11 protein-coding genes are annotated in these 17,533 nt (G+C 63.6%); 7 read left to right on the top strand and 4 right to left on the bottom strand.

The annotated features are described in order from the left end of the window. Positions 1 to 646 precede the first annotated feature (646 nt). The gene (locus tag MST27_RS21380; RefSeq protein WP_243607940.1) at positions 647 to 1,534 is read left to right on the top strand and encodes a prohibitin family protein; all 888 of its coding nucleotides are present in this window, start codon (positions 647 to 649) and stop codon (positions 1,532 to 1,534) included. 122 nt (positions 1,535 to 1,656) lie between these two features. Here MST27_RS21380 and MST27_RS21385 read toward each other — a convergent pair whose 3' ends face one another. Both MST27_RS21385 and MST27_RS21390 read right to left on the bottom strand, forming a co-directional pair. Then, the gene (locus tag MST27_RS21385) at positions 1,657 to 2,241 is read right to left on the bottom strand and encodes an autotransporter outer membrane beta-barrel domain-containing protein (RefSeq protein ID WP_275973351.1); all 585 of its coding nucleotides are present in this window, start codon (positions 2,239 to 2,241) and stop codon (positions 1,657 to 1,659) included. Beyond that, complete coding sequence (locus MST27_RS21390) at positions 2,234 to 2,428, bottom strand: hypothetical protein (protein WP_243607906.1); 195 nt, start codon at positions 2,426 to 2,428, stop codon at positions 2,234 to 2,236. The genes MST27_RS21385 and MST27_RS21390 overlap by 8 nt, the downstream gene beginning before the upstream one ends. 275 nt (positions 2,429 to 2,703) lie before the next feature. Here MST27_RS21390 and MST27_RS22830 point away from each other — a divergent pair, with 275 nt between their 5' ends. Both MST27_RS22830 and MST27_RS21400 read left to right on the top strand, forming a co-directional pair. After that, positions 2,704 to 4,341 carry a methyl-accepting chemotaxis protein gene (locus tag MST27_RS22830; protein WP_243607907.1) on the top strand — a complete coding sequence of 546 codons (1,638 nt, stop codon included), beginning with the start codon at positions 2,704 to 2,706 and terminating at the stop codon, positions 4,339 to 4,341. Positions 4,342 to 4,661: 320 nt separating this feature from the next. Beyond that, positions 4,662 to 8,678, top strand: a complete 4,017-nt coding sequence (locus MST27_RS21400; RefSeq protein WP_243607908.1) for a DUF998 domain-containing protein — start codon at positions 4,662 to 4,664, stop codon at positions 8,676 to 8,678. Between the two features lie 54 nt (positions 8,679 to 8,732). Here the strand turns inward: MST27_RS21400 and MST27_RS21405 are convergent, their stop codons facing one another. After that, a complete protein-coding gene (locus MST27_RS21405) occupies positions 8,733 to 9,284 on the bottom strand; it encodes an MFS transporter permease (protein ID WP_243607909.1) in 552 nt (183 codons plus the stop codon). Between the two features lie 324 nt (positions 9,285 to 9,608). Here MST27_RS21405 and MST27_RS21410 point away from each other — a divergent pair, with 324 nt between their 5' ends. Next, on the top strand, positions 9,609 to 10,073 hold the full coding sequence (locus MST27_RS21410; RefSeq protein WP_243607910.1) for a hypothetical protein: 465 nt from the start codon (positions 9,609 to 9,611) through the stop codon (positions 10,071 to 10,073). Between the two features lie 278 nt (positions 10,074 to 10,351). Continuing rightward, entirely contained in the window at positions 10,352 to 12,583 is a 2,232-nt protein-coding gene (locus tag MST27_RS21415; RefSeq protein WP_243607911.1) for a TonB-dependent siderophore receptor, read from the top strand. A gap of 72 nt (positions 12,584 to 12,655) precedes the next feature. On the opposite strand, the gene MST27_RS21420 is transcribed toward MST27_RS21415, so the two are convergent. Further along, the gene (locus tag MST27_RS21420) at positions 12,656 to 13,969 is read right to left on the bottom strand and encodes a 2-hydroxycarboxylate transporter family protein (RefSeq protein ID WP_243607912.1); all 1,314 of its coding nucleotides are present in this window, start codon (positions 13,967 to 13,969) and stop codon (positions 12,656 to 12,658) included. A gap of 287 nt (positions 13,970 to 14,256) precedes the next feature. Here MST27_RS21420 and dcuS point away from each other — a divergent pair, with 287 nt between their 5' ends. Both dcuS and MST27_RS21430 read left to right on the top strand, forming a co-directional pair. Then, positions 14,257 to 15,852 carry a DcuS/MalK family sensor histidine kinase gene (dcuS, locus tag MST27_RS21425; RefSeq protein ID WP_243607913.1) on the top strand — a complete coding sequence of 532 codons (1,596 nt, stop codon included), beginning with the start codon at positions 14,257 to 14,259 and terminating at the stop codon, positions 15,850 to 15,852. Then, the gene (locus tag MST27_RS21430; protein ID WP_243607914.1) at positions 15,849 to 16,580 is read left to right on the top strand and encodes a response regulator; all 732 of its coding nucleotides are present in this window, start codon (positions 15,849 to 15,851) and stop codon (positions 16,578 to 16,580) included. The genes dcuS and MST27_RS21430 overlap by 4 nt, the downstream gene beginning before the upstream one ends. Positions 16,581 to 17,533 lie beyond the last annotated feature (953 nt).

Here is a 17,533-nt window from a genome sequence, read left to right on the forward strand (position 1 = left end):
CTGGCTATTTATGCAGTGTCTCCCTAACGCGCATGGGTTACCTTCAGCAATCATCGAGGCGAATCCGCTCTATACCCAACTTGGTGAAACGGCCGATCTACGAGCTAGTGCCTACCGTGAGCTCTTCAGGTATCAGCTTGATCCTGGCTTGGTTGATCAGATTCGGTCGGCAACCAATGGCAACTATGCCTTGGGCAACGCCCGGTTTGCATCGGAGGTCGAACAGGCTCTAGGGCGTCGAGCGGTGCGTGGGAAGGCGGGGCGTCCGAGGCATTCGATGTAGCGACTTATGGACGCGAAATCGTGGTCTGTCCCCTATTGTCCAACTTGTCCCTATTAGCTGTTAGCTCTCTATTAACTCGCTGCGAATCGAGCGGAGAGGGCAAGCTAGACCGCTGGCCTGCATGAAAAAATGAATCTGTCGGCTTTTCCGTCACCGTTACCGAACGAACGCGAGCGCAAGTGCTACGAGCGCGCCAAGGTCTGATGATCACGTAGCGATGAAGAAAGATGCCTAAGGGCGCCCTTCTTTCTTGATTTCCTTAGCCAGCGCTCTAAAGACCGCGAAGCCGCTCGCCTTCTTCTCGCATGTAAGTCTCTATAATCCGGCCCCCTCAGGAGCCAAAAGGACTTGCCCGTGAAAGACATTAACTCCATTGGTGCACGTATCCCTTCGCTATCGGGGCTGATCGTGTTCGTTGCCATCGGCCTGCTGATTATCGTCAGCGTTATGAGCAGCTGGTACACCATCGACGAAAAGGAGCGCGGCGTGGTGCTGCGCAACGGCGCGTTTGTTTCGGTCGCCGGGCCGGGTCTTGGTTTCAAGGTTCCGTGGATCGATAGCGTCAAGATCATTTCCGTGCAGAACCAGACGACCACCTACAAGAACGTCCAAGCCTACAGCCGCGACCAGCAGACAGCCTCCATGTCGATTTCGGTTTCCTGGCATGTCTCGCCCGATGACGTCGAGCGTGTCTACAAGCAGTTCGGTAGCGAAGGGGCGCTGGTCGAGCGGCTGATCAGCCGGCAGATTGGCACGCAGGCCGAACGTGTCTTCGGTGGGTATACCGCCGTTCGTGCGGTGCAGGAGCGGGGCCAGCTTGGCCTCGACTATGCCAAGGCATTTACCGAGGCCATTTCCGGGCCAGTAGTGATCGACAGCGTTCAGCTAGAAAACATTGACTTCTCCGACGCGTATGAGCGTTCCATTGAGGAACGGATGAAAGCCGAAGTGGCGGTGAAAACGCGCGAGCAGGACCTCGCTCGGGAGCGGGTGAACGCTGAAATCGCTGTGACTCAGGCACAAGCCGCCGCTGACTCATCGCTCGCCCGGGCGCGTGCCGAAGCCGAGGCCACCCGTCTGCGCGGCGAGGCGGAAGCTGATGCCATCAAGGCGCGTGCAGACGCCCTCAAGGCGAACCAGGCACTGGTTGAGCTGACCAAAGCAGAGCGCTGGGACGGCAAGCTTCCCACCACCGTTCTCCCTAACAGCGCTGTGCCCTTCATCGATGCGTACGTCAGCGGGCGCAACTAGGTCCAGGCGAGTGGGCCGTCTTAAGCGGCCGCGTTTGGCAGCGTAGTGTTTGTAGTCATGCGAGATGTAAACGAAAACGCCCGATCAAAGACCGGGCGTTCTCATCACTCAAGGCTAGCGGCTTATAACAACCATTTGTAGTTCAGTGCCAGCCAATAGTCCGCATCTCCGCCTTCGCTGGTTCCGTTGAGCATGACCGATCCGACGCCGCCACCCAGTGCGGCCTCCACCCCGACCGCCGAGCGAACCCAGTTTTGCCGATAGGCCTGGCCCGGAAGCTCAAACGTTGACAGGCCAAGCAACTCGCCGCGGGCACCGTCGCTTTTATCGTCAAACCGATGCACCCCTTCGAGCCTGGCCAGCAAGCTCACGGTTGGGCTTAGGGTATGTACGGCATCCGTGCCGACGCGGCCAGTCGTGGTTCGCTCGGTGCGGTCGTTCCAGCGAACCGGGAAGCCACCGCCCGTTTCGGTGTAGCCATCGAATTTGGCTTCCACATGGCTCACGCTTGTGTACGGCGTGAAAGCGGTGGACCCGAGGGTGAGGGCGTTTAGCCAATCAAAGCGAAGTTTGCTACCGATGATGGTCACGTCCGTTTCGCCGCTTGACCGAACAATGTCGCCAGCGTTGCGATAGCCCCGGTCGATATCGGCGTCGCCATACGAGTAGAAGCCGCTGACGGTTACATAGACCGGGAGCTTACCCAGCGATTATCCCGCCCATGTCGCCACCCGAGCCTGGCGCGCCAGCGCGGGCGATGAAGGTGTGATCGTTCAGAAGCACAGCGGCAACCACGTTACCGTCTTCGCTGACAGCCTCGGCGTAGGCGACCTGCGAGGAAGCGGGCTCGATAGGCGTGCCGTTGGCATTCAACCACTGCTCGATGGTTTGCATGCCGGTTTCCTGCGTCCAGCGAAACCCTCGGTTTTCTGACCAAGATCGAATTCGCCGGGGATCACGGTTCCGTCTGCGCTCACCGCCTGCGCCAAGGCGTTCGTGCAAGAGCACTGAGGCGCGCCCACTCCATGCGCGTTCAGACAAAAGTGAATAAAGTTGTACAGATAATGGCAATGTGCCATTGTGCTGTACAAGTTTTGGCCTGCCCGGAAGATGCCGGGCCAGCAGTGACTGACCGATTGGCTGCCGCGCAGCCCCGCAAGAGGTGTTCGATGAACAAGCAGATGTCGGTTTCCATGCGCCTGGGCCTGGGATTTTTCGTGATTTTGGCGCTGATGGTGGCGGTCGCCGTGGTCAGCGCGCTAAAAGTCGACGTCATCGACCGAAGCATGAGCCAGATCAGCTCCCAGGCTGGTCTGAAACAACGCTATGCGATCAACTTCCGTGGCAGCGTGCACGACCGTGCCATTGCCGTGCGCGATGCGGTCAGTGCGGCCGATCCCGCGTTTGCCCGAGAGCAGGTGGCGGAGATCGAGCGCCTGGCGCAGCTGTACGCCGACTCGGCGGCGCCGATGAAGACGATGCTCGCGCAGCCCTCCGCCGATACCGTAGAAAAGCAGCTGATGCAGCAGATCGAGACCATCGAGGCGAAGACCAATGCGCTGACCCGGCAGGTGGTCGAACTGCGCTTCAGCGAGGGTTCGGCGCGTGCCCACGAATTCCTCTTGGACAATGTCGCCGGGGCCTATACCGAATGGCTGCGGCTGATCAATGCATTCATCGACCACCAGGAATCGAGCATCAGTCAGGACGTGACCGTGGTCCGCGAGACCGCCAGCGGCTTCCTCGCGCTCATCGTCGCGGTGACCGGCGTGGCGGTTCTGCTGGGCGTGGCCATCGCCGTGGTGATCATCCGCAAGCTGCGTTCCACCCTCGGTGCCGAGCCGGACGAGGTGGCCCGTGTGATCGGCAATCTGGCCAACGGCGATCTCGGCCAGGTAATCGTCACCCCGTACCCGGACAGCGTCATGGGCGCGACCGCGAAGATGGCCAGCCGCCTCACCGCGATCATTGCCGAGGTGCGCGCTGCCGCCGATGGCGTCGGCGTCGCCTCGGGTGAACTGCGTACCTCCTCGGCGAACAGCAACCAGCAGATCCAGCACCAGTCGGCCGAGGCCGAACAGGTCGCCACGGCGATCAACCAGATGGCCACGACGGTGAACGAGGTGGCGAGCTTCGCTGCCCGTGCCGCCGCAGCGGCGAGGAGCGCCGACGAGCAGGTCGAGACCGGTACGCGGATCGTCGGCGAAACGGCCGTCTCCATCCATAACCTGGCCAAGGTACTGGAAAGCGCGACCGAAACCGTCAACCAGGTCTCGGCGCAAAGCGGCGATATCGAAAAGATCCTGCAGGTCATCACCGCCATCGCCGAGCAGACCAACCTGCTCGCCCTCAACGCCGCCATCGAGGCGGCGCGTGCCGGCGAACATGGTCGCGGCTTCGCGGTGGTGGCTGACGAGGTGCGCTCGCTGGCCAACCGCACGCAGCTGTCATCGAGCGAAATCAGCGAGATGATCGCCTCGCTGCAGGCCGGCGCTGGCAGGGCGGTGGAGGTGATGCAGTCGAGCAAGCTGCTGGCGCAGCAGACCGTCGAGCAGACGCTGCAGGCCGAAAACGCGCTGACCAAGATTCGGCAGGAGGTGGGCTCGATCAACGAGATGAATGCACAGATCGCGACGGCTTCCGAGGAGCAGAGCGCGGTAGCGGAGGAAGTCAACCAGAGCGTTACGCGCATCCACGACTCGACCGTTGCCAGCTCGGCGGCGTCGAATCAGGTGGCGTCCTCCAGCCAGGACCTGACCCTGCTGGCCGAAGAGCTGAACCGCAAGGTCAACTACTTCCGCGGTTGACCCAGCCCAAGGGCTACCGAAAAAGCCCCGACCGCAAGGCCGGGGCTTTTCATTTTCGGGCCTTATGGCACTCGGTACGACAGCGGCACCGTGGGGCTTGAGATCGGCATGATCACCGCACCGCCCAGCCGAAGGCCCCTGCGAGACATTCAGTCATTTTCACAAGGTTTCACGCTCATCAACGGAACGTTGGGCGTAACGTCCGGATGAAGACATTCGATCAAGAATGCATGTCGCATCGCGGATCGCAGCCGCTGGCGTGAGATTACCCTCGCGCAGATGTCGGGTTCGCCGCCGCCATTTCCTGCGAGGACACGACCGTGAACGTGAAATACCTGACCAGTCTTTTCGTCGACCGGGGCGGTGACGACGCTCTCAAGTTCGACGCCATCCTGCGCAACAGTGCGAATGCGGACGGCAAGAAGCAGCCCAAACCCGACCGCACCGCGACCGATAACGAGAAATGGCCGCCCATCGACGAGACCCGCGTCGAGGCGCCGCGGGACGGCAAGATCCGCTACGAACTCGACGGGCAGGGTGTGCTGGTCGAACGTGCGGTCAACCCCGAGCTGTACAAGTTTCTGGTCAGCCTGCACGAGCTCAGCCAGTCGCCGGGGCAAAAGGCGCAGGTCGTCTCTGCTCTGGATGCAGGCAACGCGATCGCCGATCGCAACACCGAGGTCCTGCCCTGGAGCGAGTACCGCCGCTTCGAGTGGCAAGGCAATCTGGAAGACGCCGAGGTGGTGACCTACACCACCGCCGACGGCGAGAAGGTCACGGTGTCCAAGGCGATCACCCCGGAGCTCTTCGCGTCGGTGCAGGAGATCGGCCTGTCGCGTTACACCCTGGAGCAACGGGCGGACGATGGTCGCGAAGTGGCCGGCGCCGATACCTATGTGGCCGAGCACGACATCGCCTTCTTCGGCTGGCCGGAGGAGTTCGGCCACGGTGTCATCCAGTTCGAAACCAAGGATGGCAAGAAGTACGTCGTCTCCGAGTTCGAGAACAAGGAGATGTACGACCGCGTCGCGCAGATGTGGAGCGACCATCTCAAGGGCGGCGACCGCATCCAGACTCTGCGCGACACGTACGATCTGCCCGATCTCGACACGCTCGATCTGCTGGGCCAGAGCAGCGGCGAGAAGGCGGACGAGGACGACGAGCAGTCGCTGAGCGTCGTTGAGCTGGCCACCAAGAACCTGCTCGACAAGTACAAGAAGCTCATCGACGACGGCAAGGTCGGCAAGGACAGCGACATCTACAAGCTGGTCAAGGCCATCGAGGCCAAGGCGGCCATGGAGAGTGGGCATTCGATCACTCCCTACATCGAAGACCCCCGCGGCGGCGACACGACGTGGCGCCGGTTCGACACCGACGGCGAAACGCTGAGCAGCGAGGACATGCAGGACATCCTCGACGGCAATGAAGTGGAAAAGCTGCTCAACGAGATGTTCACCACCGGGCAGGGTGAGCACGACAAGATCGGCAAGGAGTTTCAGGCCGAGATCGACAAGGCCATCGAGAAAATCAGCGGCGAGGACAAGGACGCGCTGGCCGATACCCTGTACGACACCCTGACGAGCCTCGACTTCGTCAAATACCTTGAGGATATGAAGAAGCAGGGCATGGGTGCCGAGGCGCAGGCCGAAGTGGCGCGCCTGGCTTCCAGCCTGGAGATGCTCGACCCCGAGCGTGCGCGCAAGGCCGAGTCGGCGCTCAAGCAGAACAGCATCATGGTCGAGATCGACACGCTCGTCGGCGACCCGGACGCGATCCCCGACGAGTACAAGGAAATGGCCTATCGGGACATGGGCTCGCTGATCAAGACCGTGCTCAAGTCTGCCGACATCCCGCGTCGGGTTCAGGAAACCATCGAGAAGTTCTACAACGAGCTGCTCAACGACAAGACCAAGATGGCGGACTTCGTCGAGCTCAGCGAAAAGCTCAACAACGGCACCCTGACCCAGGCCGAGTTCGATGAGAAGCTCAAGACCCAGTACATCCCCGCCGAGGTCAGCAAGGATGACTTCACCCGCGCGATCGGCACGCTGAACCAGTACGGCGTGTTGGGCACCATTTCGGCCTTCGGCTCGTTGGGCGGGGCCATCTACATGCTGTCGGCGAAAAACGGCCAGCTGTCCGACGAGCCGCTCGAGCGCATGGTCATCATCAAGGACTTCGTAACCTTTCTCAGCGGAGGGGCGCAATTCACCAAGACCGGCATCTTCGACCTCTTCACCAAAACCAACACGGCCGAACTGCTGGGCCTGAGCAAGACGTTGCCCGAGATATGGGGCAAGGAGAGTGAGTTCGGCAAGAAGATCGAAGCCTTCCTGCGTGAGCGTGGCATCTCCGGGCTGCCTGATGAGGTGCAAAGCCGCGCCAACAGCGCGCTGGAACTGGCCTCGCTGAACAGCGGTGGGGGTGGCGACGCGGTGGATCAGGTGAGGTTGTCCGCCGAGGCCTCGGGTATCGCCACGCTGGACGACGCGGCCAGCGAGCGCCTGCTCGACGATATCATCAGCCGCTCCGGCGGAACGCCGCCGGACGACTACTCGCGCTACAGCAGCCTGCAGCAGATTGCCGATGAGCAGAACCTGACCATCACGCAGGACGCCATCGACCAGAGCATCAACGAGCAGCGCGCGGCCAGTGGACTGGGCGTTGTGCCTGAACAGGCCGTCGGTGACTTCAGCGACTACCTGAACGACGCCGCCAACCGCAGCCTGCCGCCCTCGATCACCTCATCCGGCTATTCGACCTACACCGACGCGCTGTCGACCATCTACGAGGACGCGGTGGAATACCTCGAGGAGCGCAATATCACGCCGCCCAGCCGCGAGGCCTTCGATGCGGTGGTCGAAGAGCGCATGCGCGGCGCCGGTTCGGGCGGCTCCACCCCGGCTGGCAGCGACCTTTTCGATGGCTTCTCCGAGAACTTCGAGCTCGACCGCGAAGCGCTCGACGAGATGTATGCGCACGACAACCGCACCCCGCCGGCCGACGACATCGCCGATGACGCCATCCGCCAGGTCAATGACTCGATCCGCAACGCCACACCGGCGCCGAGCCTGATCGACACCACCACGGTGCAGGACGCGCTGTCCGGCAACACGCCCGATACTCCGTCGGTGAAGCCCGGCACCGTCGCACGGGTTGCGGGCACCGTGACCAAGGTCCTGGGCGTGGCGCCGGACATCCTGGGCGTGGCCGACATCGTGCTCGGCGGCTTCACCATCAAGGACGCCATCGCCAACGGCAGCGACCTGGGCAAGGCCAACGGGGCGCTGCAGATCATCAGTGGCGTAGCCGGCACCACAGCGGGGGTCATCGGCACCGTCGGGCTGTTCGCCAGCATCGGGGCGCTGGCCGGGGCGACCGGCCCGCTGTTCCTGATCACGGCGGGCCTGGGGCTGATCACCGGCATCATCGGTATCTTCGTCGACCACGAGAAGAAGCAGAAAGCCACCGACAAGGAAGGCCAGTGGTTCAAGGATTTGGCGGAGCTGGGGCTGGCTCAGGACGACTGGGGCGACAAGCTCGAGTACGCCCGATACAGCTTCTACGAATACGAAGGCCGCGACGCACCGCCGGGGCAGAGCATCTACGACTACCAGAAAGACGAATGGGAGAACTTCAGGAACACGCCGCAGGAAGGTGGCTCTTCGGTCAACCGCCTGGACGATGACCTGCACCTGGCCAAATACGACAAGGCCTTCTACGAGGAGCACCGTGACGTCATCCATACCATCCGCGAGCGCTGGGACGACTGGAACGGCAAGGACGCGATCGTCAGCAAGAAAGACCTCGAGAAGATCGCCAGCGGCGACGGCAGCGAAGAGGAAAAGCAGGCCGCGCAGTTCCTGCTGGACAACAGCGAGTTTTTCGCCCAGCTCGATACCCAGTGGGGCAAGGGAGGGCACGACGGCAAGGTCAGCACCAACGACCTCAACACCTGGCTGAAGATGGTCGGCGCGCACGAGGAGCAGTTCGATCGGGCCTATTACGACGAGCATCAGGACGTGATCGACTTCATTCGCGAGCGTTGGGACGACTGGAACGGCAAGGACGCCATCGTCAGCAAAAAGGATCTGGGGAAGATCGCCAATGGCGATGGCAGCGACGAGGAGAAGGCGGCCGCACGCTTTCTGCTCGACAACAGCGGCTTTTTCGACCAGCTCGACAACCTGGCCAAGAACGACAGGCGCGACGGCAAGATAAGCACGGGCGATCTCGACACCTGGCTCACCGCAATTGGGGTGGAGAAGCTCGACAAGAGCGAGCTGACCTACAACCCCAACGACAACACGCCCGCCTGGCGGGTAATGCGGGGTTGAGCGGTCGCGGCAGGCGGGGCGGAAATCACGTCCCGGACCTGCCAGGCCGAGCCTTTACTGCATGGTGAAGCCGAACATCGCGAGCGACCACCAGACGAGACCGAGGAGCAGCCAGATCAGGTTGGCGGGCGTGAAGCGCGCATTGCTCTGCCCCTGCTCATCACCGCAGGCGAGATTCGCCTTGCGCTGCATGGCGATCAGCGGGAAGACGTTGAGCAGGCCGATGGCGATCGTCAGCAGGTCCAAGGCAACCGATCCGTTGGTGAACCGCCCCAGAACATGCGCTGCCACGGCGGCGACGACGTAGACGGTCGCGACCGCGCTGTAGTCCCAGGACTCGTGTCCGTCCCGGGTCAGCCGGTTGGCTATCGCCCGACACAGTGAGTGGGTGAAGAAAATCTGGAAAAAAGCGCGGGCCCAGGGCCAGAGATCGTCACCGGTCGCGTCGCGTTGCGCCTTCCAGTGCCGGTAGAACCAGTACAGCGTGTAGAGGCCGAAAGTCGCGAAGTGCAGGACAAGCATCTTGCGCGTCGAGGTGACAAAGAATGGATGCGAAGCGGGCGCTTCGACGAGTTCGGCGGCGGGCGTCTGGTAGACGTTGTCCATGGCATCTTCCTTGATGAAAAGCGGTGGTGAGGCGCGACTATCGCGCAGCGCGTTTCGGTGTTGAAGGGGCCCGCGCCTGACGGTGCAGCGGATGTGATGGGGTTAACGGCGCTTCGTCGGACGGGATCGATAACCGGCCGGGCGGCAAGCCGGCTGAACCCGTACAGGCGGGGTCGCGATGCGGCGTGTGAAACGCTGTGAAATCTGACGGCTGTTGCGAAATGCTGTGGTGTCTGGCCACGGTGGCCAATGGCCGCGTGCTAGGGTCAGACGCGTAGGACTTGTCATTTGCGGTGTGTCTAACCTCAACAGGAAGCAGAGCCGATGTCTACGACCGTAACGCCCACCCACGGCAACACGACGCCTCAGAACACCACCACCTCGCTGTTCGACGACAAGCTGAATATCGCCAAGTCGAGCAAGATCCTCGCCGATTATCTTCGCCAGGAAGGCAAATCTGCCATCACCGGACAGGAGCTGGCGAAGCTGGCCGAGAACGGATCGGGCCAGGTCCCGGCAGACGTCTCGGCGGCGGCCCAGTACCTGCAGCGCCACCCGGATGTCTTCACCGCCATCGAGACCCACGATGTCGCTGGCGCCGACAGCCTCTCCGGCGTCTGGAACTTCGACTGGGCTGCCGACGGCGGCCTGAACGGCACGTCCACCGAAGCCATCGCCAGGATGCAGGACGTCTTCGACTTCGCCATCGAAAAGTCCGCGAAGATCACCGAAGTCACTACCGGCAAGAAGGCCGAGCTGGATTCGACCAAGCAGCGCGCCAATAACTGACCAGAGCCGTCTTGCGCGATGTGCTGCGCCCGGATCAGGTCCGATATGAAAGGCGCCGATAGGCGCCTTTTTCATGGCCGGGCCGAACGCGGGACTTCAGCTGCGCTCCGACGGCCTTCAGCTTGCGACGAGTGAGGCGAGGTTGCCCCGGAAAGGAATCGCCCCTCGCGAGCCTCGGCGGTATCGAAACTCATTCTCAAATGGGCTTCCGGTTGTGAGGGCTGGCTATCTATAATGATAACGATTCGCAATCGCTATCATCACAAGGAAGCCACTCGATGTCCCTCACGCCCCGCCAGGCGGATACCCTGGCCGTTCGCCCGACCGCGCTGCGCCCACTGTCGGTCGCCATCCGCCTGCTGTCCATTGGTGCACTGTTCGCCGGCCTGCCGGCTAACGCTCAGGACGCCGTCACAACGGCCGACGAGCAGGCCGCCACGCTCGAAGCCGTCACCGTGACGGGGGAGGCCGTCACTGACGTGACAGAAGGCACCGGCTCTTACACGACCGGTGCCGCGCGTACCGCGACGCCCCTGAGCATGTCGCTGCGCGAGACGCCGCAGTCGGTCAGCGTGATAACCCAGCAGCGCATGGAAGACCAGGACCTGCAGACGATCCTCGACCTGGTCAACAACACCGTCGGCGTGTCAGTGAACCGCTACGAGACGGATCGCGCGCAATTCAATGCTCGCGGTTTCGATATCAACTCGCTGATGATCGACGGCGTGCCGACCATCTGGGAGCAGCCCTGGAGCTCCGGTGAGATCTTCAGCAGTCTGGCGATGTACGACCGTGTGGAAGTGGTGCGCGGCGCCAACGGTCTGATGGCCGGTGCCGGGGAACCGTCGGCCTCGCTGAATCTGGTCCGCAAGCGCGCCAACAGCCGCGAGCTGACCGGCTCGGTGGAAGTCAGCGGCGGCAGCTGGGATACCTATGGCACCCTGGGCGATCTGTCATTTGCGCTCAACGAGGCCGGCACGGTACGCGCGCGGCTGGTGGGGGAATTCAACGAAGGTGACAGCTGGATCGACAGCAAGGCCAAGCAGCGCGAAACCTTCTACGGCACCCTGGACGTCGACCTGACGCCCGACACCACCCTGTGGTTCGGCCTGAGCCGCCAGGATAACGAGTCCGACTCCCCCATATGGGGTGGTTTGCCGATTTGGTATGCCGACGGCAGCCGCACCAATTGGAGCCGCTCCAAGACCACCTCCGCCGATTGGAGCAAGTGGGACAGCACCTACGAAACCTACTTCGTCAACCTCGACCACCGCTTTGCCAACGCCTGGGAACTGAGCCTGAGCTACAACCGTGGCGAGCGCAATTCCGATTCCTACCTTCTGTATCTCTCCGGCAATCCGGGCCGCGACGGCAGCTCGGCCATGTCGTCCTTTCCGGGCTCCTACAAGACCAGGACCGTGCAGGACGACTACAGCGTCCGCCTCGGCGGGCCGGTGATGCTGTTCGAGCGCGAGCATGAAGTCGCCTTCGGCTACGTCCATAGCCAGCAGGACTTCGACGCCGATACGCGGCTTGCCCAGACCGGCTTCGGCGGCGTTGCCAATTTCGATGCGTACAACGGTGATTTCCCGGCGCCGGTATGGGGTGCCCTGACCGAGTACGGCTATGGCGAGGTGACGCAAAAGGGGCTCTATGGCATGACGCGACTGAACGTGACCGATGCGCTCAAGGTGATCATCGGGGCCCGTGACAGCAACTATGAAAAGACCAGCGACGACATCTACTCGAGGACGCCGTCGTACATCGACGTGAAGCATGAGCTGACGCCCTATGGCGGCATCGTCTACGACCTGACCGACAAGCTGTCCGCCTATGCCAGCTACACCGAGATATTCCTGCCGCAATCGGAGCGCGACATCAACGGGCAGCAGCTCGACCCGATCGTGGGCGAAAGCTACGAAACCGGCCTGAAAGCCGAGTTCTTCGAAGGCCGACTGAATGCCTCCGCAGCGATCTTCAAGATCAAGCAGGACGGCCTCGGCCAGAGCACCGGCGTGGTCATCCCCGGCACCCTGGGCGAGTTTGCCTACGAGGCCAGCGAAGGCGCCACCAGCAAGGGCTTCGAACTGGAGGTGTCGGGTGAAGTCACCGAAGGCTGGAGCGTCGCGGCGGGCTACACCCAGTTCAAGGTGCGGGATGCCGAAGGCGATGACGTCAATACCCGCTACCCGACCAAGTTGCTGCGCGCCTTCACCACCTACCGGCTGCCGGGCGCCTTCAACAAGCTGACCATCGGTGGCGGGGTGAACTGGCAGGACAGCATCTACACCTACGCGAGCAACCCGGCCGGCAATCTGGAGAAGATCGAGCAGGAGGCCTATGCGCTGGTTAACCTGATGGCGCGCTACGAAGTCACCGAGAATCTCACCGCGCAGCTGAACGTCGACAACCTGACGGACAAGGAATACTTCGACATGTTCGAAGCCTACGGTGCGTTGACCTACGGTGCCCCGCGCAGCGTGACGGCGTCTGCCAAGTACCGCTTCTGACGGGATCGCGAGGCAGAAACAGAAAAGCCCCGGCTGTATAGGCCGGGGCTTTTGCGTTCGGATACGCAGGGCTCAGGTAAAGAACACCGGTACCACGACGCTGGAGATCAGCAGGATCAGCGCCCCGCCCAGGCGCGAGGAGATCTGCGCGAAGGGCATCAGCGACATGCGCCGGGCGGCGGAGAGCACCGCGACGTCGCCGGTGCCGCCCATGTTGGCCATGCACAGCCCGGCGGTGATGGCCGATTCGATCGGATAGAAGCCCACCAGCTTGCCCACGAGTCCGGCGCCGAACGCCGCACCGGCAACCACGGCGAAAACGATCAGCACGTAGGTCAGCGAGATGGCGTCGATCACCTGGCCGAGGTCGGTGAAGGCCACGCCGATGCCGAACAGCAGGGCGAAGGTCCAGTTGCGCGCGACGAAGCGGAACCACTGCGCCGCGGCGTCATTGATCGACTCGGGCACCAGGTTGGTCACCTTCAGCAGCGCCACCAGCACGATCATCAGCGCATAGGGATGCAGCGGCACGAACTCGCCGAGAATCTGCCCGGCGACGAAGAAGCTCAGCGCGGCGACCAGGCCGACCCCCAGCGCGGGAAGCGTGACGGCGCCTTCCTTCTCATCGACGTCGACACCGGGCATCATCTGGCCGTTGCCGGTCAGCGACGGGTAGCGGTTGCCGAGGCCATTGAGCAGGCCGGCGATGATGATCGCGAAGACATTACCCAGTGCCAGCGCCGGCACCAGAATCGAGATGTAGTAGCTCGCCGGCTGGCCGAGCAGCTGCTCGTAGATCTGGCTCATCGGCACCGCCCCGGCGCCCATGCCGCCGCCCATGATCGGCATGGCGATGACCACCACGGCGTCCTGCGCGGAGAACCCGAGCAGCGCGCCGACGGCCATGGCGAAGAGCGCGGCGAACAGCACCGAGCAGAGCAGCGGCAGCGCATAGCGCGAGCCGACCTTGACCAGCACCTTGGCATCCATGCCGAGGATGCTGCCGGTGATCAGCGCGGCGATATAGAAGTCGAGGAAACCGCCGCCTTTCATGAAGGTCGCCACGTCGTCCGCAACCGCAGCGGGCAACCAGCCGAAATACACCATCGCCGCGGCACCGAACAGCGCCAGGATCGCGCCGCCGCCCAGGTAGGTCTTGACGATCGGCAGGCGGTCGCCGGCGAAACCAAGCAGCTCGCCAAGCAGCATCATCACCAGCAGCGCGCCGATCATGCCGCTGGGCAGGGTGTCGGTGGCTATGGCGCCGGCCATGACGATCAACGCAATGGCGAACAGCGGCAACGGCAGATGGAAGATGCGCTGGGAAAGCAGCGAAGGGCTCGGGCTGCCGTCAGGCATGGCAGCGCTCAGCGTGGTCCGGCTCATTGTTGTACTCCTTCGAACGTGGCGGCCCGGGGGCGCACGTACGGGTGGTGATTCGCGGAATTGCCCGTGTCGGGCGCTAGCCAGCCGGCCCACCGTACGCAAGCGAACGGATAGCGGGGGCAGGTGCCGGGCGAGCTTAAGCAGGGACGCTTCCGTACCAATGTTTGGCGAAGTTAAAAAAGCTTTACGAAACTAAAAAAAGCGAGCGCGTGCTTGACCCGGCGCCGGCGCGCTGGCTCGATCCGGCGTCTACCCCGGCGCCCCGCGTCCAACTTCAGGAGACCCCCTTGCGCCTGCGCCTGAACACCCTGATTTCATTGCTGGTCGCCGTCATGGTGGTACTGGCGCTCGCGATGGCGCTCTGGCTGTTCAACGTGCAGCTGCGCGCCACCCTCGAAGAGGGGCAGGCGTCGCGGGTGACCAACCTGGCACAGACCGTCGCGGCGCGCGTCGACGTGCGCCGCGCCTTATCGGCGGTGGACGACGGCGGGTCGCTACAGGCAGACATCGATGCCTTGCGTGAGCAACTCGGGGTCGACTTCATCGTGGTGCTGGATCGCCGCGGCCTGCGCCTGACCCACCCGGACCCCACGCGTATCGGACGCGCCTTCCGCGGCGGTGACGAGGACCGCGCGCTGGGCGGCGAAACCTATGCCTCGCGGGCGGTCGGCAGCCTGGGCACCAGCATTCGGGGGTTCGCGCCGGTCATGGACGAAGCGGGGCGCGTGCTTGGCGCCGTCTCGGTCGGCGTTACCCTGGCCTCGCTCGGCGAGCTGCTGGCCGAGCATCGCCGCGACGTGGTGCTGGGCGTGCTGGCGCTGATGCTGGTGGCGGCGTTCGCCGCGCACTTGCTGGCGCGCTACATCAAACGCGTACTGCTGGGGCTGGAGCCCTACGAGATCACACGTCTGGTGGAAGAGCGGCAGGCGATGCTCGCCTCGGTACGCGAAGGGGTGCTAGCGGTGGACGATCAGGCTCGCATCACGCTGGTCAATCCGGCGGCGGAACGGCTGCTCGCCAGTACCGGGCTGGGCAAGCCGCCCCTGGGCCGGCCGATCGCCGAATACCTGCCCAACAGCGGGCTGCCGGAAGTTCTGAGCAGCGCCACCGAGCAACGCGACCGCGAATTCAGCCTCAATGGCCTGGCAATCCTCGCCAATCGTGCGCCAATCCGTCATGAAGGCCAGGTGATCGGGGCCATCGCGACCTTTCGTGACAAGAGCGAAGTCAACGCCCTCGCCGAACAGCTGACCGGTGTCAGCCGCTATGCCGAAGCGCTGCGGGCGACGACCCATGAATTCAAGAACAAGCTGCACGTGCTGCTCGGCCTGGCGCAGATGGGGGATCTGAACGCCCTGCGGACCTACCTGCGCGACCTCGCCGATCACCAGCTCGCCCCCGCGACGACACTGGTCGACGGCATCGGCGAGCCGGTGCTGGCGGGTTTTCTGCTGGGCAAGCAGAGCGAAGCGCGTGAGCGCGGCATCCTGTTCCAGGTGGATGTCGAACATCCGCTGCCGGCCGCTGCGCCCGACCAGGTGCATGGTTTGGTAACCGTGCTCGGCAACCTCCTGGAGAATGCCTTCGAGGCGGTGGCCGAGCAGGACGAGCGCCGCGTCAGCCTGACGCTGAACTACGACGAGGCGTTGCTCTCGCTGCACGTGCAGGACAGCGGCGCCGGTATCGAGGCCGCCATGCGTGAACAGATCTTCGAGCGGGGCGTATCGACCAAGGGCGAGCGGCGCGGCATCGGGTTGGCCGCCGTGCAGGAACAGGTCGAGGCATGGGGTGGCAGCCTGGCGGTCTATTCCGAAGTAGGCCGCGGCAGCCTGTTCGAGGTCGAAATGCCCTATCGGACCGCTGCGGAAGGGAAGCGCCCATGAAAACTGCCATGCGTGTGCTGATCGTCGAGGACGACCCGATGGTCATGCGGCTCAATGTGGATTACCTCGCCCGTCTCGACGGCGTCGAGCTGGTTGGTCAGTGCGAAAGCGTGCCGGCCTCGCTCGAGTTGCTGGAGCGCGAGGCGGTGGACCTGCTGCTGCTCGACGTCTACCTGCGCAACCGCTCCGGCCTGGAGGTGTTGCGCCATGTGCGCGCGCAGGACCGCAACACCGATGTGGTGCTGATCACCGCCGCGTCGGAGATCGCGACGGTGCGTGCTGCCCAGCGCCTTGGTGCGCGGGATTATCTGGTCAAGCCGTTCAGCTTCGAGCGCTTTCGCGATGCCGTGGAGAGTTGCCGGCGTGCCCGCGAAGCGCTGTCGCGGCTGCCGGAACAGCTCGGCCAGGGCGACATTGACCGCTTGTTCAGCCAGCCGGCGCCGGAGGAAGTCCGCCGACCGGGTGACCTGCCCAAGGGCCTGACCCCGGCGTCGTTGGCGCAGGTCGCCCAGGCGATCCTGGCGCTGGATGATGGCAGCTTCACCAGCGAAACCCTGATGCCCACCACCGGCATGTCGCGTGTCTCGGTACGCAAGTACCTCAAGCACCTGAGCGACGCGCAACTGCTCGAAGAATCCTTTCACTATGGTCAGATCGGTCGTCCCTCGTTCCGCTACCGCTGCCTGGATCGCCCCGCGTTGGAGCGGTTGGCTAAAGCCGGCCATTAAAGTCGCCTCGCTCAGGTCGCGGAGGTCTGCGTCGTTTCCCTCAGGGCGGTGCGGCTCCATGGGCGAATAAATTCGCCCCTACAGACATGCACCGGGGTTGGCCTCGGGTATGCGGGTTGGAAGCCGTTCGGGGTGGCGTCGTTTCGGAGTGCGGTGCGGGCTCGACGGGCGAATGAATTCGCCCCTACAGACGTCCACCGGGGTTGGCCTCGGGCATGCGGGTTGGAAGCCGTTCGGGGTGGCTTCGTTTCGGAGTGCGGTGCGGGCTCGATGGGCGAATGAATTCGCCCCTACAGACGTGCACCGGGGTTGGCCTCGGGCATGCGGGTTGGAAGCCGTTCGGGGTGGCGTCGTTTCGGAGTGCGGTGCGGGCTCGATGGGCGAATGAATTCGCCCCTACAGACGTCCACCGGGGTTGGCCTCGGGCATGCGGGTTGGAAGCCGTGCGGGGTGGCTTCGTTTCGGAGTGCGGTGCGGGCTCGGTGGGCGAATGAATTCGCCCCTACAGACGTGCACCGGGGTTGGCCTCGGGCATGCGGGTTGGAAGCCGTTCGGGGTGGCGTCGTTTCGGAGTGCGGTGCGGGCTCGATGGGCGAATGAATTCGCCCCGACAGACGTGCATTGGGGTTGGCCTCGGACATGCGGGTTGGAGGCCGCGCGAGCCGGTGTCGTTTCGGAGTGCGGTGCGGGCTCGACGGGCGAATGAATTCGCCCCGACAGACGTGCCTTGGGGTTGGCCTCGGACATGCGGGTTGGAGGCCGGGCGAGCCGGTGTCGTTTCGGAGTGCGGTGCGGGCGCGCTGGGCGAATGAATTCGCTCCTACAGACGTGCATTGGGGTTGGCCTCGGGTATGCGGGTTGGAAGCCGTGCGGGGGGGCGTCGTTTCGGAGCGTGGTGTGGGCTCGATGGGCGAAGGAGTTCGCCGTCCAGGTCGTGTGGACGCGTCTCATAG

Source organism: Stutzerimonas marianensis, assembly GCF_022810315.1.
GTDB classification, from domain to species: domain Bacteria; phylum Pseudomonadota; class Gammaproteobacteria; order Pseudomonadales; family Pseudomonadaceae; genus Stutzerimonas; species Stutzerimonas marianensis.